Below are 21,217 nucleotides of genomic sequence, written 5' to 3' on the forward strand. Positions count from 1 at the left end.
GCGGTCGTCGTTATTCGCTCGCCTCCCCCACCCGGGCGGGCTAGGTTGGCGCGATGTCCGAACTGCGAACCGAGCGCCTGCTGCTGCGCGCCTGGCGCCCCTCCGACCTGGCGCCCTGGGCGGCGATGAACGCCGATCCCGAGGTCCGCCGCTACTTCCCGGACGTGCTGACGCGTGAGCAGAGCGAGGCGTCCGCCGCAGGCTTCCAGGCCGACCTCGACGAGCGCGGCTGGGGCTGGTGGGCCGTTGAGCTGCGCGCCACCGGCGAGTTCATCGGCCTGACCGGACTCGACCCGGTGGAGGAACACCTGCCCTTCACGGGAGTGGAGGCCGGCTGGCGTCTGACTCGGCCGGCCTGGGGACACGGCTACGCCACCGAGGCCGCCCGAGCCGCTCTGGCCTTCGGCTTCACCACCCTCGCTCTGCCGGAGATCCTTGCGGTGACGGCCGTCACCAACCTCCGGTCCCAGGCCGTGATGCGCCGTATCGGCATGACCCACGACCCCGCGGACGACTTCAACGATCCCGACGTACCGGACGGGCCGCTGCGCCGGTCCGTGGTGTACCGGATCTCCGCCGGGACCGCCCGGTCCTGATCACCGGTCACACGACCAGGCGCAGCCAGGCCTCCGCGAGTGCGGCGTGGCCGGCCGGCGTCGGGTGCACGCCGTCCTCGGCCCAGTATTCCGGTCCGGTCGTCGCGGCGAGTTCGGCGAACAACCTGTCAGCGGACAGCAGTTGGGCACCGTACTTGTCGGCGAGGTCCCGCACGGCCTGGATCTTCGGGTCCAGGAGAACGGGGTGGCCGCTTCAGCTTTCCGGGCCGCCGAACCACTGGACGGCGGCCTGCTCGAACGCCTCGCGATCAGGGGTGCGCTCACCGGCCCAGGCGACGACGCCGTCGGGACGGACAAGCACGGCACCCAGTCCCAGGTCGTTCTCCGCCGGACCGGCTGCGTACCGCATCCGGCTCTCCCAGCCCTGCGCCGGATCGCGCAGGCATCGGTCGGCGCTGAAATCGAGCACGACGCCCCGCCCGTCCCGCATCAGGTCGCTCAGGCGTGTGCCGTTTTCGAGACAGAAGTCGGGGGCGCTGCGGCCGGCCCATGGCTGCTCGCTGCCGAGGTCGTATCGGATCGACGCTCCCGACAGCCTCCCGGCCACGTAGGTCGCTCCGTCCCGGGTCCCGAGCAGGTCGCGGATCACTCCCTGGATCGCCTGGCAGTGCGGGTCCGGCCGCATGATGGCCACTTGGGCGCGCGACCAGTCGAGCACCTTGGCGCCGATCGGATGGCGCTCGCGGGTGTAGGTGTCGAGCAGCCCGTCCGGGGCGTGTCCGTGCACGGTTGCCGCGAGCTTCCACCCCAGGTTCATGGCGTCGCCGATGCCGGTGTTGAGTCCCTGTCCGCCGAGGGGCGAGTGGATGTGGGCGGCGTCGCCCGCGAGCAGGACGCGTCCGCGCCGGTAGGTCGTCGTCTGCATCGCCCGGTCGGTGAAGCTGGAGGCGAGATGCACCTCGCTCAGCGTCACGTCGGTGCCGGATACCCGGCGCAGAACGGCCTGGAGATGGTCGCGGGTCAGCTGCTGCGAGCGGTCGAACGCGCCGCCGTCGAAGTCCACCATGGCGATGTGCCCCTCCAGGAGCCGGAGGTACATGCCCGTCGGCGTCAGGTTGATCCCGGGGCCCAGCTTTTCGGCATCGGCGGCGGTGGCCTGCATGGTGTAGCCGGTGAACTGCGGCTCGGTGCCCACGAAGGCGAAGTCCGCGAGCCCGCGCACCGTGCTGCGTCCGCCGTCGCAGCCGACGACCCAGCGCGCCGGGTACGCGTGCTCGTCGGCGTACGCGACCGCGCTCTCCTCGTGCCGGCTGAGGGCGGAGACCGTGACGCCGTGCCTGATCTCCACGCCGAGCCGGGTTGCCTGCTCGGCCAGCACCATCTCGACCGCTTCGAGGTAGGTCAGCATGCCGTCCATCGCCTGTCCGGGAAGCCGGTACGGCAGGGCGGCGGCGTCGACCCGGCCCGGATCGAGGCTGATGCCGGCGAAATGGCCCACGCCGCGAAGGGACGCCGGCTCGCGCGCCGCTTCGGCGTCCGCGCCGGGATCGTCGTGGACGCCCGATGCCGTCCGCAGCTGGTGCAGCATCCCGCGGCGGTGGAACGCCTCGACCGAAGCGGCGGACAGGCCCCGCGTTCCGAGCAGCTTCCCCTTGAACGGGGAGCGGGACTCGGGCCCCCGCTCCAGCACCAGGACGGAGCAGCCCGCGAGGCCGAGCTCGCGGGCAAGGAACAGACCGACCGGGCCGGCACCCACGATCACTACGTCATGCACAAGAGATCCCCTTCTCCCCAACCGTCAGCCGGGCGGACACCCGGCGGGACCTCTCAAAAGGTGCCGGACCCCGCCGACATCGGACCGACAGTCACCGACAGGCCGCCGACACCGGTCCGACAGGCGTCACCGACCGGTGAGAGCCGCGGCCCGCGGCGGCAGCGTCTCCAGTCCCGGCGGCAGCGGTGCCGCGTGGATCACGCCGAGCCGCTGGGTGGCCCGGGTGAGGGCGACGTAGAGGTCACTGGCCCCGAACTCCGCCGGTTCCACGACTATCACCGTGTCGAATTCCAGGCCCTTGGCCTGCCGCGGGTCGATGAGGACCACCGGGCGGGTCAGGTCAAGGGAGGAACCGGCGGAGGCGGCCGGGAGGGCGGCGGCCAGGGCGTCGTGGCGGGACCGTGGGGCGATCACGGCGAGGCGGCCTTGCTCCTGGGCTTCCCGTGCGACGGCCTCGGCGACGGTGCGCGCGCAGTCGTCGGTACGCTGCGCCCAGGGGGGAACACCGGTGGAACGGATCGAACGCGGCGGTTCGAAGGCGGGATCCGTGGACCGGGGCACCTCCGCCGCGATGTCCATGATCTCGCTCGGCGTACGGTAATTGACCCCGAGCCTGACGTGCTGCCAGCGGTCGCCGGTGTACGGCGCGAGGATGCTCGCCCACGAGCCGCAGCCGCCCGGCTCGGCGGTCTGTGCCGGGTCGCCGACCAGGGTCATCGACCGGGTGGGACAGCGGCGCATCAGCAGCCGCCACATCATCGCCGAGAGCTCTTGTGCCTCGTCCACGATGATGTGGCCGAACGCCCAGGTCCGGTCGGCCGCCGCGCGTTCGGCGGCGGTGCGGTGGTCGGCCTCCTCCTGCCGGTCGGCGAGCCGTTCCGCGTCCAGCAGATCGTGCGCGGCCAGCACCTCGGAGTCCTCGTCCACCTTGTCCTCGAACTCCTGGGTACGGGAGCCGTAGGAGAGTTCGAGCACCCCCTGGGCATAGGCGATCTGTTCCTGGCGTTCCGCCTCTGCCGCGGCGCGGGCCGCCGAGTCGTCCTCGCCGAGGAGTTCGGCCGCCTCGTCCAGCAGGGGGATGTCCGCGGGGGTCCAGTCGCCGGCCACACGGCGGATCACTTCCGCGTCGGCCTCCGGAAGGTGGGCGGGGTCGGCGAGGAAGTCGGCGACCAGCCGCTGCGGCGTGAGGTCGGGCCACAACTCCTCGATGGCGCGGTGCACTTCGGCGCTGGTGGCGATCGCCTTGCCGAGCTGGGCGAGGTCGTCGGGGCCGAGGAAGTTCGGCCCGCCGAAGGGGTCGGCGCCCAGCCGGTCGGCGAGTTGTGCGGTGAGGGCGTCGATGATGCGGAAGGCGAAGTGGGGGCGGGCGAGGTTGTGCGGCAGCCTGGTCTCACGCGCGAGGCGGCGTGCCTCGTACGCCATCTCCACGTCCAGCCGCAGTTCGCCGTCCTCGTGGTCGATCACGATCTCGGGGTCGGGCAGGGTCTGCCGGTCCCGTACGTACCCCGCCAGCGCGTCCGCCATCTCCGCACGGCCCTTGACCCGGGCGGCTTCGGCGGTGTCGGTTCCGGTCGCGGTCACGCCCGGGAAGAGCTCACCGGGTGTGGCGAGCAGGACGCCCGTCTCGCCGAGCGAGGGCAACACCTCCTCGATGTAGCTGAGGAACGCGGGGTTGGGTCCGACGATCAGCACGGCGCGGCGGGCCAGCAGTTCGCGGTGCGCATAGAGCAGGTACGCGGCGCGGTGCAGCGCGACGACGGTCTTGCCGGTGCCGGGCCCGCCCTCCACCACGAGGACACCGCGGTGCGGGGCACGGATGATCGCGTCCTGTTCCGCCTGGATCGTCTGCACGATGTCGTGCATCCGGCCGGTGCGCGCCGCGTCCAGCGCGGACAGCAGGACGGCGTCCGCGTCGGCGCCCTCGTATCCGGTGCGTTCGGTGTCGTCGAGGTCGAGGATCTCGTCATGGAGGGCGGTGACGTACCGGCCCTCCGTCGTGAGGTGACGCCTGCGACGCAGCCCCATCGGGGTGTGCCCGGTGGCGAGGTAGAACGGGCGGGCGACCTCGGCCCGCCAGTCGAGGACCAGCGGGGTCCGGTCCGCGTCGTCGCGCCGGATGCCGATACGGCCGATGTGGTGATCGCGTCCGTCCCGGAAGACCAGCCGGCCGAAGCACAGGCCGTTCTCGCCGGCGTCGAAGGCGGCCAGCAGGCCCGCGTGCTCGGCCACCAGCACATCGCGCTCCAGCCGTGCCTGGGCATGGTTCCCGTCCAGCGGCAGGGCCGCGTTCACCGCCCTCTCGGCTCCGGTCCGCAGTTCGGCGAGGCGTTCATAGAGCAGATCAATGAATTCCTGTTCGTGCCGCATTTCCTCGTTTGACAATTCAGCTCCGCTCGGGTAAAGTTCGGTAATGAAGTTGGGCTTACTTCATTACCTGGTGAAGGCGCAGTATGAAGACACAGAAGCCCTCAATATACACAGAGAAATACCCCGGCCGCCAATGCGGACCGGGGTATTTCTCTGTGTGCCGCCGGACTGTTTACCCGGGCGTCAAACGGGCCCTGGGCCCCCTTCCGGAGAAGCGGGGACGGGTGCCCATGACGAGGTGGTTCACCACTTGTGGGCGACGTCCACGATCAGCTCGTGACCGGACTGGACCACCCGGAACGGGAGCTTGGCGCGCAGGCCCAGGCCGACCTGGGTCTGCCCTTCGAAGCTCGCCCCGAACTTGGTGTCCGTGAACGTCTTGTATCCGGTGATGTTCACTCCCGGGAGCGGCTTGCCGGCCGTCCCCGCATAGGTCTGCTTACCGGTCACCGGGTCGTGGCTGGGCGCGGACACGAATATCTGCAGGATGGCGCCGCCCTTGACGGGTATCCGCTCGCCCGAACCGTCCTGGTGGAACGCATCGACGTAACCGACGTGGTAGCCGAGCTTGCCGTCTGCTCCGCCGATATCGAAGACCATCCGGTCGTAGCACGCGGTGTGGCTGGTCTTGACGTCCCTCAAGGGCTTGGTGTTCGCGGTCGTCGCCGACTTGTTGCCGCTGCCCCAGGCGGTTGAGCAGGCCGCGGGGGCCTTGTCCGCCGGGCCGGTCGCGGCACCGGCCGCTCCTGCCGTGCCCGCCACGCCGGCGCCCGCCAGCACGAGCGCCGCGGCCACTGTCCCCAACCGTCGCATGAATGAACCTCCGAAGAAGAGTGCGTACAGATACGTGCGGTAGGACGGGCGGGGTGGCGGCGGAGTTGTCCGCCGGCCGGCATGTGGCCGACGGACGGGCCACGTTGTCGCGAAATCGAAGCGGTGGTTCGGGCCGGGCTGTCCGAAGCGCCGCTGCCCTGAAGGCTGCCCAGCCGCGTCCCTACCGGTCGGCGAGGCGTCGCACCCGCATCGCGACGTCGTTCCAGACCGGTTCCGGCAGGTCGTGGCCGACCCCGGGCAACGAGACGAACCGCGCACCCGGGATACGCGCCGCAACGGCGCGCCCGGCTGCGGGTTTGACCAGGGGATCGTCCGCGCCGTGCAGGACCAGGGTCGGCGCCGTGATCCGGTTGATCGCGGGGCCGTGCCACGGCGCGCCGATCTGCCGGCTCTGGCTGTGCCCGTCGCGGACCCCGGAATCCGCCAGGCTGGTGACCGCGTCCCTGACGGCCTGCTCGTCGAGCGGATGCGCGGGCGAGTGCAGGAGTCGGGCGAGGGCGATACCGGCCTCGATATCGCCTTCGGGGGTATCCGGGTACGTCATCCGGGCGAGCTTGCCGAGCGTCCGCAGCCGGATGTAGCGCAGGGCGCCCAGGCCCGCGGCGTCGCCTGGCACGGCCGACACCGACGTCAGCGTCCGTACCCGCCCGGGGTGGCGCAGCGCGATGCGCTGGGCGACCGCGCCGCCGAGCGACTGACCGAAGAGATGGGCCGACTCCCAGCCCAGCGCGTCCATCACGGCGATGGCGTCGTCGGTCATGTCCTGGGCGGTATACGACGCGCCGCGCTTGCGGAAGAGCGCCGTGATGGGGTTGCCGGTCGCGGTGGGCGGCAGATGGGTCGATTCTCCCGCGTCGCGCTGGTCATAGCGGGCCACCGCGAAACCCTGCGCGGCCAGGGCCTGGGCCAGGCCGTCGGGCCACCAGAGACGCGAGACGCCCAGGCCGGTCACCAGCAGCAGTGGTGCCTTGCCTTGAGACCCCGTCAACTCGTCGTAGGCCAGCTCCACTTCGTCGTTACGGGCCCAGCGGGTCGGCGTCCATACGTTCATGATCCCCCTCAATACTGCGATCGATGTTCGCAGTTATTAGCATAGCTGGGCCGGGCGAGGGAGAGGGGTGGGTGAGGGTCTTGGTGGCCGAGGAGCCAGTGGTGGTGTGGGAACGTCCCGAGCGAGGAGCGCGGGGGCCGGCACCCGAGCGCAGCCGTGGGCAGATCACCCGGGCCGCGGTCCGTCTGGCCGATGCCGGCGGGCTGGCCTCCGTGTCCGTACGGCAGGTGGCCAAGGAACTGGGCACCGGCCCCGCGTCCCTCTACCGCTATGTCGCCGGCCGTGACGATCTGGTGGATCTGATGGTGGATGCCGCAACTGGCGAGATCGACCTCACCGTGGCCCTGACCGGGGACCCAGTGACGGATCTGGTGGCGCTGGCCACCCGCACCCGGGAGGTCCAACTCCGGCACCCCTGGCTGCTCGAGGTGACGCCGGAGGCGATGCGGGTGGGTCCCTGCGGGCTGGACTACCTCGAATTCGCCCTCGGGGCCCTGGCGCCGGTGCGGATGACGGGCCCGGCCAAGCTGGAGGCCGTCGCCGTTCTGAACGCGCTGGTCGCGATGGTGTCCCGCGCCGCCCTGCAGAGCTTCCGGTCGCCCTCTGCGCGGCAGTCGGCACAGGCCGCCTATCTCGCCACCGCGGCCGGGAAGGGTGCTCATCCGCTCCTCGCGCAGGCCCTCACCGGCCACCCGGAAGCCCGCCCAGCGGCCGGCCCGGCGGCCCGCCCGGCGGCTGACCCGGCGCAGGATGCTCAAGACCTGTTCGAGCGGGTGATCCGCCGGGTGCTGGCGGGCCTGCTCGCTCCCGGCCCGGAATCACCGCGGCCTTCTCGGGGTTGAGGGGCGGGCAGCCCCGGCAGGTGGAGCCGGCACCGCCCCGCTGCGGCGCGCCGTCAGGCGTCGGCCACGTCGACCACGTCGACCGCCACTCCCCTGCGGCGCAGTTCGGCGAGCTCCCCGGCCGGCGCACCGCGGTCGGTGACCACCCGGTCGTAGCGGGCGATGTCGCTGTAGGCATGGGTGGCGGACTTGCCGAACTTGGTGTGGTCCACCAGCAGCAGCGACCGCTCGGCGCAGTCCAGCATGGCTTCCTTGATCTCGGCGTAGTCGCCCATCGGGTGGAAGAGCCGGCCGCCGAGTACGGACACCGCCGACATCACCGCGAGGTCGGCGCGGAGACGGCCGAGGGCGCGCAGCACCTCGGGGCCGACGCAGGAGCCGAACTCGCCGCGGTAGCGGCCGCCGAGGAGGGTGACATCGGCGCCCGGTGTCTCGTCGAACAGCCGGGCCACACCCAGGGAGTTGGTGACCACGGAGACCGCTTCGGTCCGCGCGATCCGGGCCGCGAGCGGGAAGACCGTGGTCGAGTCGTCCAGCACGAGGGTGCTGCCGGGGCGGATCTCGTCGGCGACGGCGGCACACAGCGCCTCCTTCACCGGCAGGTTCACGCCGGTGCGGAAGCGGGTGGCGGTCTCCATGGTGAGGGTCGGAAAGGGCGCGGCCCGGCCGCGTTCCTTGCGCAGCAGCCGGCGTTCGGCGAGTTGGTCCAGATCGCGGTGCATGGTCGCGAGACTGACCCCGAAGTGTCTCGCCAGTTCGTCGATGCGCACGTCTCCGTGCTCGACGACATGGGCCAGTACGTCCTGCCGTCGCCGGTCGACCTCGGCCAGCGACGACCGTGTGGAAGCCATCGGGGCCGCCCCTTTCCGGTCGGACAGCGGCAGCGCGGCTACCGCTGCGGGTAGATGACGGCCTTGACGGCGGTCGCGTCGTGGGTGGCGACGGTCAGTGCGCTCTCGGCCTCGGCAAGACCGTAACCGTGCGAGACCAGGGAGTCGAGCTGGACCCTTCCCGACTCCACCAGGGACATCGCGGTGGGCCAGGTGTGGGCGTAGCGGAAGGTGCCGGTCAGTTCCAGTTCGTAGTTCTGCACCCGGCTCACCGGCAGCGGTGCCTCGGATCCGCCCATCCCGATGAGCACCACCCGGCCGGCCCGGCCCACGGTACGGATCGCCTCGCCGCTCACGGCGGGCACGCCGGAGCACTCCAGCAGGACGGTGGGGGTGTACTCCGCCTCGGACAGCGGTGTACGGGAGACATCGAGGGCCGTGGCGCCGACGGCCCGCGCGAGTTCCAGGCGGTGCGGGAGGACGTCGGTGACCAGGACCTCCCGCGCGCCGAAGGCCCGTGCCGTCTGGGCGGCGACCAGGCCGATGGGCCCGGCGCCGGTGATCAGCACCCGGTCGCCGGGGGCCACGCGGGCCTTGCGGCAGGCCCAGACCGCCACGGACAGCGGTTCCAGCAGGGCGGCTTCCTCGATGGTGAGACTGTCGGGGACCTCGTGGGCGAAGCCCTCGCGAACGGCGAGGTATTCGCAGAAGGCGCCGTCCACGGGCGGCGTGGCGAGGAAGCGCATGTCCGGGCAGAGGTTGTAGCGGCCCGGACGGCATTCACCGCAGCTGCCGCAGGGCGTGCCGGGCTCGATGGACACCCGCCGCCCCATCCGGCGTTCGCCGGCGCCGGGACCGCAGGCGACGACCGTGCCGGCCGCCTCGTGCCCCAGCACGAGCGGTTCGCGTACGACGAAGTCGCCGATCCGACCCTCCCGGTAGTAGTGCACGTCCGAGCCGCAGGTCCCGACCGCCTCGACGCGGACCAGGACCTCTCCCGGGCCGGGGGCGGGAACGGGACGGCTTTCGACGCTCAGCTTCCCTGGTCCGTGCAGTACGGCGGCACGCATGGTGGTGGGAATCCCGGATGTGGTGGTCATGGCGGGGTCACGGCTCCCTGGGGTGCGGGGGTGGGGCGGGGGCCGTGCACGATCCGGCTCCGGACCGGCGCGCCCCTGGATGTCAGCACAGTACCGCCTCTTTTTTTATCAGATGAGTCTTGACTTCGCACAAAATGCGAGAAAACTTGCCCCGGCCCACCACCTTCCGACGCGGTCGGCGGTGCGCCCTCCCCCTTTGCTCACCGATCACGCCCAGCCCCCTGGAGAGCCCATGAGCAGCGGCTGGGAACGGCGGTCGGCTGGTACTGGTTCGCGTTCACCGGCGGCCTGCCGACCCTGGGCTCACTCGTCGCCAGCGCCACGATCCCGATGGTCGGCTCGTACCGGACGCTGTGGCTCGCGCTCGGCCTGGTGGTGCTCGGCGGTCTGCTCACCCTGCTGCTGGTGCGCGAGCCCACCGGCCGGATCGGGCTCGCTCCCGGCCGCGGGCGTCCGCTCACGACCCTGGCGGGCAGCATCTCGATCATGCGGCGCCGCCCCCGTGTGGCCATCGGCGCCGCGGTGCGCGTCGTCAGCACCGGCTCCCAGTTCGGCTTCCTGGTCTGCCTGCCGTTCTTCTTCACCGAGACGGTCGGCTTCAGCACCTCGGCCTGGTTGCGCCTGCTCAGCGTGATGTTCGCCGCGAACATCTTCGCCAACCTGTTCTTCGGGGCCGTCGGCGACCGCCTAGGCTGGCAGCGCACCATGACCTGGTTCAGCGCCGTGGCCTGCGCCCTCACCTGCCTGACGCTGTATTACGTACCGGTCGTGGCAGGACCGCACTTCGCCGCCGCAGCGGTGGCCGCCGCCCTCTACGGCATCGCCCTGGCAGGCTATGTACCGATCTCGGCGCTGGTTCCCGCCCTGGCGCCACGTCACAAGGGACAGGCCATGTCCGCACTCAACCTGGGCGCCGGAGCGAGCACCTTCGCCGGCCCCGCCATCGTCGCCCTCGCCCTGGGCCCGGTCGGTGTGGAGGGCATCGTCTGGATCTTCGCCGTCCTGCACCTCGCCACCGCCGTCGCCATCCGGTTCCTCGAACCCGACCCCGAGTTCCTGACGCCCGACGCCCCGCCGGCCGTGGAGGACGCCGGCCTGCCCGCGGGGCAGCACTGACGCCCGGCCGGGTTGCCCGTTCTGCCCGTTACGCGGCGGCTGCCTGCGTGGCCGCGCGGGCGCGGGCGGCCGCGGCCCGTGCGGGGTCGCCGAGCTGTTCCTCGAGTCGGGCCTTGGCCGACCAGTTGTACGGGCAGACCGGGCGCAGCTGGATCCGCTCGCTGAGCAGGGTCCGTGCCAGGTCGGCCCGCCCCGAGCGGAGGGACGCCTCGACGAGGGTGCGCTGGATCGCGTCCCGCTGCGCGTGGCTGCCGCCGAAGGTGTGCAGGCGGTGGCGGACGGGCAGCAGTAGATCGACGGCCCGGCCGTAGTCCTGCCGGCCGTAGGCGATCAGGGCGCGGCAGACGGGCAGTCCGGCATCGGCCGTCATCGCACGGTTGGAGACGCCCCCCTCCGCCGCCAGCCAGTCTTCCCGGTCCCGGACGAGGCGCTGTGCCTGGGAGAAGCGGCCCGCCCCCACATAGGCCATGACCGCGTGTGCGTCGTTGAAGGCATAGTGCGGGCCGTCCTGGCGGCTCTCCCAGGCATCGGCGAGCCGGGCCCACCGCGCGCTCTGTTCCTCCTGTGCCAGGTAGAGCCGCCACAACAGCGCCGCGGCGTCGAGCAGTTCCATCGCCGCACCGGCCGAGGCGCCATGGTGGAGCGCGGAGTCGTAGATCTCCAGGACGCGGTCGGTGGCACCGAGCTCCAGCGTGTAGAGGGCGTAGTGCCACCAGTTGTGGACGGTGAGCAGACTGCCCCGGGCCCAGTCGTCCGTACGGGCGTCGAGAAAGCGGATCCCGTCCGCGAAGCGTCCCCGCATCTCGTAGGTGTGCACCACGCCGTGGATGCCCCACACATCGCCCGGATGCTGCGCAAGGGCCGCCAGACCGACCTCCTCCGCCCGTTCGTAGTGGCCCGACTCCTCCAGCCCGAACGCATACATGCCGAGCAGCGGCCCGTGGTGGGGGTCGTCCTCGTCCCAGACGTCCAGTGCTCCGCCGACGCGGTCGCGCAGGCGCTGGGCGTCCCCGGTGAGGAAGTCGTGCTGGTGGCCGGCGAACAGTGCCAGCGCATCGCGCGGGAAGGCGACGGAGAGGTCGCCGAGGATGCGGCCGCCGCCGTGCAGGTCGCCGTCCAGCCATGCCGTAGCGGCGGCGATATGCATACGTTCCCGGGGCGTCAGCCGGTCGGTGTCCAGGCCGGAGCGGAAGCGGACGAAGCGTTCCCGTGCCGCGGCCGCGTCCTTCTCCTCGGTGCCCAGCACCCCCAGATAGGCGGCCAGCGTCTGCCCCATCACCGACCGCGGCGAGGCAGCGAGTACCGCCTGTGCTGTCTTTACGACCCGGGGCCGGAAGAACAGCAGGTCGTCCAGGGCCTGTTCGTAGTGCGCAAGGGCCTCGGTGCCGGTCTCGCTCATCGGGTGCCCGTGTCGGTCCGCTGTCATGGTGGCTCCTACGGGGTGAGGGAGGGGACGGGGCGAAGAGGGCTCGCCGGGCGGTGGCGGTGACGCGGGGTGCCGTCCCGGACTCCGCTCCGCCGTCGGCAGCCTCATGTCTACCCGCTCTCCCGGACGCGCAGCGAGCACATCGTGCTCATGGCGCCGCCGTTCTTCCCTCTGCCCGGAAACACCCGCTTCACCTACGAGGACGCTGCGGGAAACACGCGCTCCCTAATCTCCCAGCACCGCACGCCCGCTTCACCGCCGCGGGCGCGCCGCCGCACGGTCCCCTGCCGTGCGCGTGGCCGCCCGTCGTGTTCCCACTGCCCCAGGAGGTCCGGCATGAGCGTCGAGCCACAACTGACCGTCCCCGACAGCAGCCCTCGGCCCGCCCCCACCGAGGCACCGGCCGGCAAAGCGGCCGGCGAAACCCTGGAGGACTACACCCTCCGGTTCGCCCCGCGCAGCTACCGCCGTTGGACGCCGATGGTGGTGGCCACCACGGCGCTGGGCGGCATCGCCTACATGGCCGACTTCTCGATCGGTGCAGGCATCGGCCTCACCCACGGCACCGGAAACGCCCTGGCCGCGATCCTGGTCGCCGCGGTGGTCATCTTCCTCACCGGCTTCCCCCTGGCCTACTACGCGGCGCGCTACAACATCGACCTGGACCTGATCACCCGGGGCTCGGGCTTCGGCTATTACGGCTCGGTCCTGACCAGCGTCATCTTCGCCAGCTTCACCTTCATCTTCTTCGCCCTCGAAGGCTCGATCATGGCGCAGGGCCTGAAACTGGGCTTCGGGCTGCCCCTGTGGCTGGGCTATGTGCTGTCCACCTGCATGGTCATCCCGTTGGTCATCTACGGGATGAAGGCGCTCAGCAAGCTCCAGGTGTGGACGACCCCGGTCTGGCTGCTGCTGATGGTGGGGCCGCTGCTGTACCTGATCGCCACGGACCCCGGCACGGTGCACACGTTCCTCTCGTACCGGGGCGCTCACGGAGACGGCGGGATCAACGCCGCGTCGGTGCTGCTGGGCGCGGGCGTGTGTCTGTCGCTGATCGCGCAGATCGGTGAACAGATCGACTATCTGCGCTTCATGCCGCCCAAGACCGAGGGGAACCGGCGCAGTTGGTGGACCGCCGTGGTGATGGCCGGCCCCGGGTGGGTCGTACTCGGCGCGCTCAAGCAGGCCATCGGTGTCTTCCTGGCCGTGTACGTCCTCGCCGAGGTGGGCGCGGCCTCGGCCGCCGAGCCCATCCGGCAGTTCACCGGCGCGTTCGCGGCCATGATGCCGTCGTGGCTGGTCGTCCCGCTGGCCGTGGTCCTCGTCGTGATCAGTCAGATCAAGATCAACGTGACCAATGCCTACTCCGGTTCGCTGGCCTGGACGAACTCGTTCACCCGGGTCACCAAGCGCTATCCGGGCCGGATGGTGTTCGTGCTCGCCAATCTGGCCTTCGCCCTGGTCCTGATGGAAGCGGACATGTTCAGCTTCCTGAACAGCGTCCTGGGGTTCTATTCGAATTGCGCCATCGCCTGGATCGTCACCGTCGCCACCGACATCATCGTCAACAAGTACCTGCTGAAACTCTCCCCGCAGGCCCCCGAGTTCCGCCGCGGCATGCTCTATGCGGTCAACCCGGTCGGCGTGGTGTCCTTCACCGCCGCATCCGGCCTGTCGATCGCCCTGTACTTCCACGCTCTGGGTGACACTCTCCAGCCGTACTCACCGGTCGCGGCCGCAGTGATCGCCTTCGTGCTCACCCCCCTGACGGCCGGCCTGACCAAGGGCCGCTTCTATCTGCGGCGCACCACCGACGGAATCGACGCCCCGCTGCTGGACCCGGACGGCAACCCCAGTCCGGCCCGGTACGCATGCCATGTCTGCCGACAGGAGTTCGAGCGCCCGGACCTCGCCGCCTGCCACCAGCACGCCGCGGTGATCTGCTCACTGTGCCTGAGCACCGACCGGACCGGCGCCCATGTCCTGCCGGCGGCGCCCGCTTCCTGAGACGGCGGCACGCCGTGCCTCGCCGACGGCCCGTCGCCGGCCACCGGGGCGCGGCCGTTGGGGGCGGCGCGGTCCGCTCGATGACGTCGGCAGCCACCCCGGCTTCGGCATCTCCGCCGCGAACCTGCGGTGGACCGTGTTCCACATGATCGAGGAAACAGCCCGGGGGTCGCCGGTTCACCCGCCCGGAGCGGTGTGCCGTACCTGCCGCAGAAACGTCGCATTGTCGGGCGTACTCCGGACCTTTGCGAGCAGGGACTCCGTGTTCGCCTGGCCGTCTCCGGCCCGGAGGGCGCGGCGCAGCCGGCGGACGGCCGTCAACTCGGCTTCCGGTAGCAGCAGTTCCTCGCGCCGGGTGCCCGAGGCACTGACATTGACCGCGGGATAGAACCGCTTGTCCGCGAGCCCACGGTCCAGGCGGAGTTCCATGTTCCCGGTGCTCTTCAATTCCTCGAAGAAGTACTCGTCGGCCCGGGAACCGGTCTCCACCAGGGCCGTGGCGAGGATGGTCAGCGAACCGCCTTCCTCCGCGAGCCGTGCCGCACCGAAGAGCCTCTTGGGGCCGTGCAGCGCGGTGGCGTCGACGCCTCCGCTCAGGGTGCGGCCACCCGAGGCGGCGGCGTTGTTGTGCGCCCGGCACAGGCGGGTGAGGGAATCGAAGAGGATGACGACGTCCTGCCCGTGCTCGACGAGTCGTTTGGCGCGTTCCACGGCCAGTTCGGCGAGTGCGATGTGCTCCTTCGCCGGCCGGTCGAAGGTGGAGGCAAGCACCTCTCCGCGTACCGAGCGCCGCATATCCGTGACTTCCTCGGGTCGTTCGTCGATCAGCACGACCATCAGCCGGGATGCGGGGTGATTCTCGGCGACGGCGGCAGCGAGTTGTTGCAGCAGCACCGTCTTGCCCGTCTTCGGGGGCGCCACGATCAGACCGCGTTGACCCTTGCCGACCGGTGCGATCAGATCGACGATCCGCGGTGCCAGTGCGCCGGCCGCGCTTTCCAGGCGCATGCGGTGGCGCGGGTGCAGTGGCGTGAGGTCACGGAAATGCGGCCGCCCGCGCACGGCCTGGGGCCTGTGCCCATTGACCGAATCGATCCGGGCGAGCAACCGCGGCCGCGTGCAGCTCCCTACGACGAAATCCCCTTTGCGCAGGCCCGCTTTACGGATCAGCGCAGCGGGAACCCGGACATCGCCGGACGCGGCAAGACAGCCTTCCGCGCGGAGAAAACCGGCTTCTTGCCGGTCGTTCGCGATATCCAGGACCCCGCCTACTGCCACCTCGGGTTTCTCGGAGCCCGCAGCCGCGGCCACGGGCTGGTCAACGGTACGGGAAGCAAAAGGGGCACCGGACAGAGAAGAAGAAGGAGAAGAAGAAGGGGAAGGGGAAGGGGAAGGGGAAGGGGAAGGGGAAGCGGAGGGAGAAGGAGAAGCAGGAGGAGTGGCCGTGCCGGGTCGCCTGCTGAGATGGGTACCAGTGGTCATGGGGGTGGGTCCTCTCAGGAAGTTCGTCTGCGGGTCGGCGGGGAGGGGAATCCGGCAGGAAAGGGCGGTGAGTTCACGCCCTGCCGGAGGTCGGAAAAGCCCGCGACCGGAAAGAAAGGTGCTGCCGCATCGCCGGACGGTGCATATCGAGCAGCCGATGCCTGCTGGATCGCCGGTCGAGAAGGACGGGCGCAACAGCGATGCGCAAGCGAGGGAGAAGAAGCGACGTACGGGCGCCGGAAGGGCGGCAAGCACACATACGTTCTGTTCGGACGGTACCACACACCGCAGCCGATGCGACCCCAAGTGCGGACGGGTTCTATGCTGAGGGCAATGTTCGCACCTCAGGGTCCCACCTTCCGTGAACTCGCCGTGCAGGCGCTGTCCTCCGTCGAGCGTGGCTATGACCTGCTCGCGCCGACATTCGACCACACGCCGTTCCGGACCCCGGAAGCGATCCTGAAGCCCGTGTCGCGGGCGTTGCGGAGACTGGGGCCTTTCGACAGCGGCCTCGACCTGTGCTGTGGCACCGGCGCGGGCACGGACGTACTGCGGCAGGTCTGCCGGGAGCGGGTCACCGGAGTCGACCTCAGCGCGGGAATGCTCACCCAGGGGCGCGCCCGTGAACGCCAGGCCGCGGGCGCACCACACACCGCATGGGTGCGCGCGGACGCACGCGCGCTCCCGTTCGGACCGGTCTTCGACCTCGTGGTGAGCTTCGGTGCGTTCGGGCATTTTCTGCCCAGGGAACGGCCGGGGCTGTTCGCGCAGGTGCACTCCGTGCTGCGCCCCGGCGGCCGGTTCGTCTTCCCGATCGGGGCGCCGGCACGGCCGGGGTCGCCCGGCTACTGGGCACTGCTGGCTTTCGACACGGCGATGCGGGTCCGCAATGCCCTGTGGCGGCCGCGCTTCGTCATGTACTACCGGACCTTCCGGCTCGCCGACGTGCGAACGGAACTGACACGCGCCGGCTTCGATGTCCAGCTGCATGCCCTCCCGGAGCTCGGCCGACGCCCCGACGGCAGCCCACGCTGCCGGCTGGTGGTGGCCACGCTGCCTTCACGGCAACGTTCCGCTGTCGCAGCAGGACGACAGACGGAGCATGCGCCTGGGCCTGCCGAGGCGCCCTGAGGCCGTGCAGTCCTGCGGGGCTGTCCCGTAACGATGGTGCAGGACGGCGTCGCAGCTGGTTGTCGACCAGTTGCGGAGTCAGTCAAGGCCGGTGGCCCATTCCCTCAGCGCGGCGAAGTCGCCGCTGGTCAGGCCACGTCGTGGGTCGACCCGGTGCAGCAGGGCGGGACCGTCGTGGTGGCCCTTCACCCAGGTGCGGTCCGCCTCTGTGATGTCGTCGTCGATCCAGGCGAACGCACGTCCCTTCGCCCACGCGACGATCGCAGGCGTCTTCCAGAACACTCCGTCCCCGGGCTCGGGTCGCGGTGAGGGCCAGGGGACGAAGGGCAGCTCGGGCAATCCCAGTACTGGCGCGACGAAGGCGTTGGCTTCTTCCTCCCACGTCGTCGCCCACACGAGGTCGAAGGGAAGCGCCTCCAGCGCCGGACCGTGATCCGGGTTGAGCCACACCCGTAGCGGCTTCACGGGCTTGTTCGGCAGCCCCCACGCAGTCAGCCGGCGCCGCTCGGCGGCCTCCCAGCGAGGGGTCAGCAGGCGGTGCGTCTGATAGCCCTCGGGCCGACGGTGCCGCTTCGCGGCGTACGGGTTCAGCGGTCCGTCCACATCCACCAACAGCACTGGGCGCACCAGCTCATCCCCCTCGGTACCGTGTCGCACGGTAGCGGTCGGTGACGGGACCGCCCAACGAATTTCTGGCCGTTGTGCGGAATCCCGAAGTCTGCGGCCGACCGCATCAACCACCGCCTCGCACCGCTGCTCGCGCTGCGACCGCATCGACGGTTGTTCCCCATGGCCCCGTGCTCATCGTGGACGGCGCCTTGATCCCCACGCGTGGCCACGCGGTGGCCGAGCGGTGCGTGGTTCAAGGGGCCGTCCGGCACGCGGCGGACAGTCGGCGGAGGGTTTCCCGCATGCCGGCGCGGTTGTGTGCGGCGCGCCGGGCCGCCGGGGTGCCGGTGAAGAGCAGGCCCAGCATCTCGGCCGCCAGGCGGCGCCACCCGTGGCGGCGGCGGTCGATCCAGTATTCGGTGACCTGTGTGCCGTGCTCCGTCGGGGTCAGGCGGTAGCCCCAGCGCGCCACCGGCAGGCCGAACGTGGTGTTGTCGAAGGCGAACTCCCGGCCGGGGTCGGCGATGACGATCCGGCAGGTGGCGAACCAGATCCAGCAGGCCTTCCGGTTGATCCCCACGAAACGTTCCCCGCGGGGCCACACCCAGATGACCTCGGGGCTCCACTCCTTCATCCGCCGGATGTCCGCCAGGGCCGCATAGACGGCGTGCGGCGGCAGGGGGATTTCCAGGGATTCCTCCAGGCTCCATATGCGGGTGGTCACCGCGCTCCCTCCGGTATCGACGAGCTGTGGTTCCGGGCCGCGACGACGGTGGCGGCATCGCGGATATGGCGGGTGAGGTCCGCCGTATCGGTGAGGCTGGTGACGTGTCCGCACCCCGGCCGGATGATGAGGCGACCGTCGCGGCAGGCGCGGAGGAAGAGGCGTTCATGGCGGCGGAAGTGGTCGCGTTCGCCGTTCACCAGCCAGACCGGGCCCGGATACGCGGAGAGCAGCGCCGGCGGGTCCATCTCGGACACGGCCTGGATGATGCTGGGCGCGATCTCGCAGCTCAGGCCGCCGGAGACCATGGCGTGCGCCTGAGGAGGGGGCAGGGTGCGGCGGAACGCGAACCTGCTCAGCCGGTCGGCCTGTTGGGGGTGCCGGGCCGCGAGCCGGGCCGCTCCGCGGTAGACGGCACCGAACGCTCCGCGCGGGAGCGCCGTACAGCCCATCGCGACCGTGCCGAGGACACGGTCGGGGTGGGCGGCGGCGGTGGCGATCGCGACATAGCCGCCCAGCGACAGGCCGACGAGCATGGCCCGGCCGCCGAGTGCGTCCATGGCTTCGGTCACCGCCGCCACGGCGCCGGGGAGGCTGAACGGCTCGCCGTGCCGGGCCCCATGACCGGGCAGGTCGGGCGCAGCCGTGGGATGACGCTCGCCGATGGCGCGGATCACGGGGTGCCACATCGTGCCGCTCAGCCGCGTGCCGTGCACAAAAACGAGGGGCAGACCGGCTTCCTTGGATTCCATGACCGGCACGCTACCTCAAATGCAACGCAACGTTGCGTTGTTTTTTGCTGCTACCGTCCCCGTCATGAGCGAGGAGCGGAACGGAACACGGCGCGGCGGCGGCCCACGGAAAGCGCAGGAGATCTTCGACGCCACACTGGATCTGCTGGCGGAAAAGGGCTACGAGGGACTGACCATCGAGGGGGTCGCCCAGCGGTCCGGCGTCAACAAGACCACGCTCTACCGCTGGTGGCCCTCCAAGGGAGCCCTCCTCGGCGCCGCACTCGTCGGGGCACGCCAACTGGAGCTCACGCCTCCCGACACCGGCAGCCTCGAAGGGGACCTGGAGGCGCTTCTGAGCACGATGACGACCCTCCTCACCGCGCGGCCGGCCTCCGACATTGCCGTCGCCGCGCTGGGCGCCGTCACCCACAGCCCCGAACTCGCCTCGCACGTCAAGGACTTCTTCGCTGACCGGATCGCCCGCGAGCAGGTTGTTTTCGACCGGGCCGTTGCACGCGGCGACATCGCGGCGGACACCGACCCCATGCTGCTGATGGACCTGCTGGCCGGCGCCGCGTGGGTGCGCATCGTGCTGCGACAGCTCCCGCTCGAGAAGGACTTCGTGGCGCGGACCGTGCGCACCGTCCTCAACGGGGCGCGCGGCGTCAGATGAGGCGGAGGTGACCCATCCCGCGGTCCCGGCGGGAGGTGATGCTGCCTCCGTTTCGGTCCCCTGTAAAGGGTCTGTTTCGCTATCAACTACAACTTTGCCAACTCTTGGTGTAGTTGAAACAGATTTCACACCAGTCTCATACGCAACAGCGACGCATCCCCCACATGGACTCGTCGCATCCACAAGGCTGGGCGAGAGGCAACAGCACGATGAAAAAGAGCAGAACGATCCGCCACGGAAGCCGGCTGCTGGCACTGTCCACGGCGTCACTGGGCATGGTCGCGGCGATGGCCATACCGGCTGCCGCGGACGACGGGCCCACCCGGGAACAGCTCAAGGCCGACTGCGCTTCCGGGGAAGGGAAGTGCAGCTTCAACGAGCCGACTCTCGGCAAGGCGTACCTCGGGGACTTCCGCCAGGTCTCCAACTCCCTCTACAACTGCAGCACTTCGGATGCCACTCAGTCGATGGGCTGGTCGGACACCGTGGGTTCCACGGACTCCGCCGGCGGCTCCGTCACCGCGGGCGGGAACATCGCCGGCCTCATCGATCTGAGTGTCACCGCGACCTACAGCCACACCTGGTCGAGCTCGCACACCGAGAACAGCTCCCTGAACATGACGGTGAAGCCCGGCGAGGTGGGCTGGATCTCCCGCGCCCAGGTCATGCAGACCGTCTCCGGCACCTGGCAGACGCACTACGACAGCCCGAAGTGGGGTCACTACTTCTGGTTCGTGCCGGACACGATCACCGGGCCCGCGCCCAACGGAACGGACGGGCAGAGCAATGCGGTGACCGTCAAGACACGCAAGATGACCACGGCGGAGAAGAACTCCTGCTCCGCCGACGCGAAGAAGGGCAAGACGTTCGTGGTCAAGCGCTGAGCTGAGCACGACGGCGCCGCACGGTTGCACCGGGGGGTTGCCCCGCGCCTTCGGGCACGGGACGGACGACTGCAGCCGTCGGCCTCGTGCCTCCCGGCCCGTCCCCACGCGCCGGGAGGCACGCTGTTCCCACGTCGCGCCGGTGTGAACTGTTCCTGAGGACGGCGCCGACGGCGCTGCGCGCGCCACCCGTCCGTAGGCTCCGGCTGTGCCCTCTTCACGCCCCCTCGCCGTCGGCGCCTTCGTCCTGGTCATGGCGCTCAGCACGGCGTGCTCCGCCACCCGCGCGCCCCACCCCGCCGGCTCCGGGACACCGACGCCGTCCGGCGGGGCAACGGTCCCGGCCGCGGTGCGGCCACCGACGGCGAACGCCGCCTTCGACTACCAGCTCGGCGGTGCCTATCCCCCGCCCGCCGGGGTCCGGGCCGTCTCCCGCGACCGCACGGCCGAACCGGCCCCCGGTCTCTACAACATCTGCTACGTCAACGCCTTCCAGGCGCAGCCCGACGCGACCGGCCTCTGGAAGGACCGCCACCCCGAGCTGCTGTTGCGGGACGGGGACGGAAAGCCCGTCATCGACAAGGACTGGGACGAGCCGCTGCTCGACATCTCCACCGGCGCGAAACGACGGGCGCTCATGGACATCGTCGGTCCCTGGATCGACGGCTGCGCCCAGGCCGGTTTTGACGCCGTGGAACCCGACAACCTCGACTCCTACGAGCGGTCCGGCGGCAGACTCACCGCCGTGCATGCCGCGGCCTTCGCCCAGCTCCTGGCGCGCCGCGCCCACCAGCAGCACCTGGCCGTGGCCCAGAAGAACACCACCGACCTGCTGCCGCAACGCCGTCGTATCGGCTTCGACTTCGCCGTCGTCGAGGAGTGCGCCCGCTACCACGAGTGCACCGAGTTCGCCGAGGCCTATGCCGCCAGGGTCTTCGTCATCGAATACGAGCCGAAGGATTTCACCGCGGCCTGCCGCGCCTGGGGGAAGACCCTCTCGCTCTCGCTGCGCGATCGCGACGTCCGCCCCGCCGGCGCCGAGGGCCATGTCGCGGAGCGCTGCTGACGGCGTGCCG

Annotated in this window: 20 protein-coding genes; 8 read left to right on the plus strand and 12 right to left on the minus strand. The window is 70.6% G+C overall.

Annotated elements, in window-relative coordinates:
• The first annotated feature begins 53 nt into the window (after positions 1-53).
• On the plus strand, positions 54-596 hold the full coding sequence (locus CFW40_RS01085) for a GNAT family N-acetyltransferase (RefSeq protein ID WP_088795949.1): 543 nt from the start codon (positions 54-56) through the stop codon (positions 594-596).
• Positions 597-603: 7 nt separating this feature from the next.
• On the opposite strand, the gene CFW40_RS01090 is transcribed toward CFW40_RS01085, so the two are convergent.
• The 5 genes from CFW40_RS01090 to CFW40_RS01110 all read right to left on the minus strand — a co-directional run bounded on the left by CFW40_RS01090 (position 604) and on the right by CFW40_RS01110 (position 6,583).
• Positions 604-771 carry a hypothetical protein gene (locus CFW40_RS01090; RefSeq protein ID WP_256331666.1) on the minus strand — a complete coding sequence of 56 codons (168 nt, stop codon included), beginning with the start codon at positions 769-771 and terminating at the stop codon, positions 604-606.
• A 39-nt stretch (positions 772-810) separates the two neighbouring features.
• Positions 811-2,331: an FAD-dependent oxidoreductase gene (locus tag CFW40_RS01095; protein WP_088795950.1), complete on the minus strand. Its 1,521-nt coding sequence runs from the start codon at positions 2,329-2,331 to the stop codon at positions 811-813.
• Between the two features lie 126 nt (positions 2,332-2,457).
• The gene (locus CFW40_RS01100; RefSeq protein ID WP_088795951.1) at positions 2,458-4,698 is read right to left on the minus strand and encodes an ATP-binding domain-containing protein; all 2,241 of its coding nucleotides are present in this window, start codon (positions 4,696-4,698) and stop codon (positions 2,458-2,460) included.
• A gap of 243 nt (positions 4,699-4,941) precedes the next feature.
• On the minus strand, positions 4,942-5,511 hold the full coding sequence (locus tag CFW40_RS01105; RefSeq protein ID WP_176956621.1) for a hypothetical protein: 570 nt from the start codon (positions 5,509-5,511) through the stop codon (positions 4,942-4,944).
• Between the two features lie 181 nt (positions 5,512-5,692).
• Complete coding sequence (locus CFW40_RS01110) at positions 5,693-6,583, minus strand: alpha/beta fold hydrolase (protein WP_088795953.1); 891 nt, start codon at positions 6,581-6,583, stop codon at positions 5,693-5,695.
• A 71-nt stretch (positions 6,584-6,654) separates the two neighbouring features.
• Between CFW40_RS01110 and CFW40_RS01115 the strand changes: the two genes are divergently transcribed.
• Entirely contained in the window at positions 6,655-7,425 is a 771-nt protein-coding gene (locus CFW40_RS01115) for a TetR/AcrR family transcriptional regulator (protein ID WP_256331665.1), read from the plus strand.
• 53 nt (positions 7,426-7,478) lie between these two features.
• Here the strand turns inward: CFW40_RS01115 and CFW40_RS01120 are convergent, their stop codons facing one another.
• Together CFW40_RS01120 and CFW40_RS01125 are read right to left on the minus strand one after the other, a co-directional pair.
• Positions 7,479-8,276, minus strand: a complete 798-nt coding sequence (locus tag CFW40_RS01120; RefSeq protein ID WP_088795954.1) for a DeoR/GlpR family DNA-binding transcription regulator — start codon at positions 8,274-8,276, stop codon at positions 7,479-7,481.
• Between the two features lie 38 nt (positions 8,277-8,314).
• Entirely contained in the window at positions 8,315-9,355 is a 1,041-nt protein-coding gene (locus CFW40_RS01125) for an NAD(P)-dependent alcohol dehydrogenase (RefSeq protein WP_176956619.1), read from the minus strand.
• Positions 9,356-9,685: 330 nt separating this feature from the next.
• Between CFW40_RS01125 and CFW40_RS01130 the strand changes: the two genes are divergently transcribed.
• Positions 9,686-10,471 carry an MFS transporter gene (locus tag CFW40_RS01130; protein ID WP_088795955.1) on the plus strand — a complete coding sequence of 262 codons (786 nt, stop codon included), beginning with the start codon at positions 9,686-9,688 and terminating at the stop codon, positions 10,469-10,471.
• Positions 10,472-10,499: 28 nt separating this feature from the next.
• Here the strand turns inward: CFW40_RS01130 and CFW40_RS01135 are convergent, their stop codons facing one another.
• Positions 10,500-11,897: a tetratricopeptide repeat protein gene (locus tag CFW40_RS01135; protein ID WP_088795956.1), complete on the minus strand. Its 1,398-nt coding sequence runs from the start codon at positions 11,895-11,897 to the stop codon at positions 10,500-10,502.
• Between the two features lie 336 nt (positions 11,898-12,233).
• Here CFW40_RS01135 and CFW40_RS01140 point away from each other — a divergent pair, with 336 nt between their 5' ends.
• Positions 12,234-13,904: a cytosine permease gene (locus CFW40_RS01140; protein ID WP_088795957.1), complete on the plus strand. Its 1,671-nt coding sequence runs from the start codon at positions 12,234-12,236 to the stop codon at positions 13,902-13,904.
• Positions 13,905-14,081: 177 nt separating this feature from the next.
• Here the strand turns inward: CFW40_RS01140 and rho are convergent, their stop codons facing one another.
• A complete protein-coding gene (gene rho / locus CFW40_RS01145; protein ID WP_176956724.1) occupies positions 14,082-15,257 on the minus strand; it encodes a transcription termination factor Rho in 1,176 nt (391 codons plus the stop codon).
• A gap of 462 nt (positions 15,258-15,719) precedes the next feature.
• Here rho and CFW40_RS01150 point away from each other — a divergent pair, with 462 nt between their 5' ends.
• A complete protein-coding gene (locus CFW40_RS01150) occupies positions 15,720-16,517 on the plus strand; it encodes a class I SAM-dependent methyltransferase (protein ID WP_088795959.1) in 798 nt (265 codons plus the stop codon).
• 78 nt (positions 16,518-16,595) lie between these two features.
• Here CFW40_RS01150 and CFW40_RS01155 read toward each other — a convergent pair whose 3' ends face one another.
• The 3 genes from CFW40_RS01155 to CFW40_RS01165 form a co-directional block, all read right to left on the minus strand.
• Positions 16,596-17,147 carry a hypothetical protein gene (locus tag CFW40_RS01155; RefSeq protein WP_176956723.1) on the minus strand — a complete coding sequence of 184 codons (552 nt, stop codon included), beginning with the start codon at positions 17,145-17,147 and terminating at the stop codon, positions 16,596-16,598.
• Between the two features lie 232 nt (positions 17,148-17,379).
• Positions 17,380-17,850 carry an SRPBCC family protein gene (locus tag CFW40_RS01160; protein WP_088795961.1) on the minus strand — a complete coding sequence of 157 codons (471 nt, stop codon included), beginning with the start codon at positions 17,848-17,850 and terminating at the stop codon, positions 17,380-17,382.
• A complete protein-coding gene (locus CFW40_RS01165; RefSeq protein ID WP_088795962.1) occupies positions 17,847-18,602 on the minus strand; it encodes an alpha/beta fold hydrolase in 756 nt (251 codons plus the stop codon). The genes CFW40_RS01160 and CFW40_RS01165 overlap by 4 nt, the downstream gene beginning before the upstream one ends.
• 64 nt (positions 18,603-18,666) lie before the next feature.
• Here CFW40_RS01165 and CFW40_RS01170 point away from each other — a divergent pair, with 64 nt between their 5' ends.
• From CFW40_RS01170 to CFW40_RS01180, 3 genes are all read left to right on the plus strand, one after another.
• On the plus strand, positions 18,667-19,257 hold the full coding sequence (locus tag CFW40_RS01170) for a TetR/AcrR family transcriptional regulator (RefSeq protein ID WP_088795963.1): 591 nt from the start codon (positions 18,667-18,669) through the stop codon (positions 19,255-19,257).
• Between the two features lie 209 nt (positions 19,258-19,466).
• Positions 19,467-20,141, plus strand: a complete 675-nt coding sequence (locus CFW40_RS01175) for a hypothetical protein (RefSeq protein WP_088795964.1) — start codon at positions 19,467-19,469, stop codon at positions 20,139-20,141.
• A gap of 253 nt (positions 20,142-20,394) precedes the next feature.
• Entirely contained in the window at positions 20,395-21,207 is an 813-nt protein-coding gene (locus tag CFW40_RS01180; RefSeq protein WP_088801831.1) for an endo alpha-1,4 polygalactosaminidase, read from the plus strand.
• The last annotated feature ends 10 nt before the right edge of the window (positions 21,208-21,217 follow it).

Origin of the sequence: Streptomyces sp. 2114.4, from assembly GCF_900187385.1 — a bacterium.
In the GTDB taxonomy this organism is placed as follows: domain Bacteria; phylum Actinomycetota; class Actinomycetes; order Streptomycetales; family Streptomycetaceae; genus Streptomyces; species Streptomyces mooreae.

Bases quoted from the DNA above. Each gene is read 5' to 3' on its own strand.
- CFW40_RS01120 (WP_088795954.1), bottom strand. From the start codon at position 8,276: ATGGCTTCCACACGGTCGTCGCTGGCCGAGGTCGACCGGCGACGGCAG.
- CFW40_RS01105 (WP_176956621.1), bottom strand. From the start codon at position 5,511: ATGCGACGGTTGGGGACAGTGGCCGCGGCGCTCGTGCTGGCGGGCGCC.
- CFW40_RS01140 (WP_088795957.1), top strand. From the start codon at position 12,234: ATGAGCGTCGAGCCACAACTGACCGTCCCCGACAGCAGCCCTCGGCCC.
- CFW40_RS01110 (WP_088795953.1), bottom strand. From the start codon at position 6,583: ATGAACGTATGGACGCCGACCCGCTGGGCCCGTAACGACGAAGTGGAG.
- CFW40_RS01085 (WP_088795949.1), top strand. From the start codon at position 54: ATGTCCGAACTGCGAACCGAGCGCCTGCTGCTGCGCGCCTGGCGCCCC.
- CFW40_RS01175 (WP_088795964.1), top strand. From the start codon at position 19,467: ATGAAAAAGAGCAGAACGATCCGCCACGGAAGCCGGCTGCTGGCACTG.
- CFW40_RS01165 (WP_088795962.1), bottom strand. From the start codon at position 18,602: ATGGAATCCAAGGAAGCCGGTCTGCCCCTCGTTTTTGTGCACGGCACG.
- CFW40_RS01125 (WP_176956619.1), bottom strand. From the start codon at position 9,355: ATGACCACCACATCCGGGATTCCCACCACCATGCGTGCCGCCGTACTG.
- CFW40_RS01130 (WP_088795955.1), top strand. From the start codon at position 9,686: ATGGTCGGCTCGTACCGGACGCTGTGGCTCGCGCTCGGCCTGGTGGTG.
- CFW40_RS01180 (WP_088801831.1), top strand. From the start codon at position 20,395: ATGGCGCTCAGCACGGCGTGCTCCGCCACCCGCGCGCCCCACCCCGCC.
- CFW40_RS01150 (WP_088795959.1), top strand. From the start codon at position 15,720: ATGTTCGCACCTCAGGGTCCCACCTTCCGTGAACTCGCCGTGCAGGCG.
- CFW40_RS01135 (WP_088795956.1), bottom strand. From the start codon at position 11,897: ATGACAGCGGACCGACACGGGCACCCGATGAGCGAGACCGGCACCGAG.
- CFW40_RS01100 (WP_088795951.1), bottom strand. From the start codon at position 4,698: ATGCGGCACGAACAGGAATTCATTGATCTGCTCTATGAACGCCTCGCC.
- CFW40_RS01170 (WP_088795963.1), top strand. From the start codon at position 18,667: ATGAGCGAGGAGCGGAACGGAACACGGCGCGGCGGCGGCCCACGGAAA.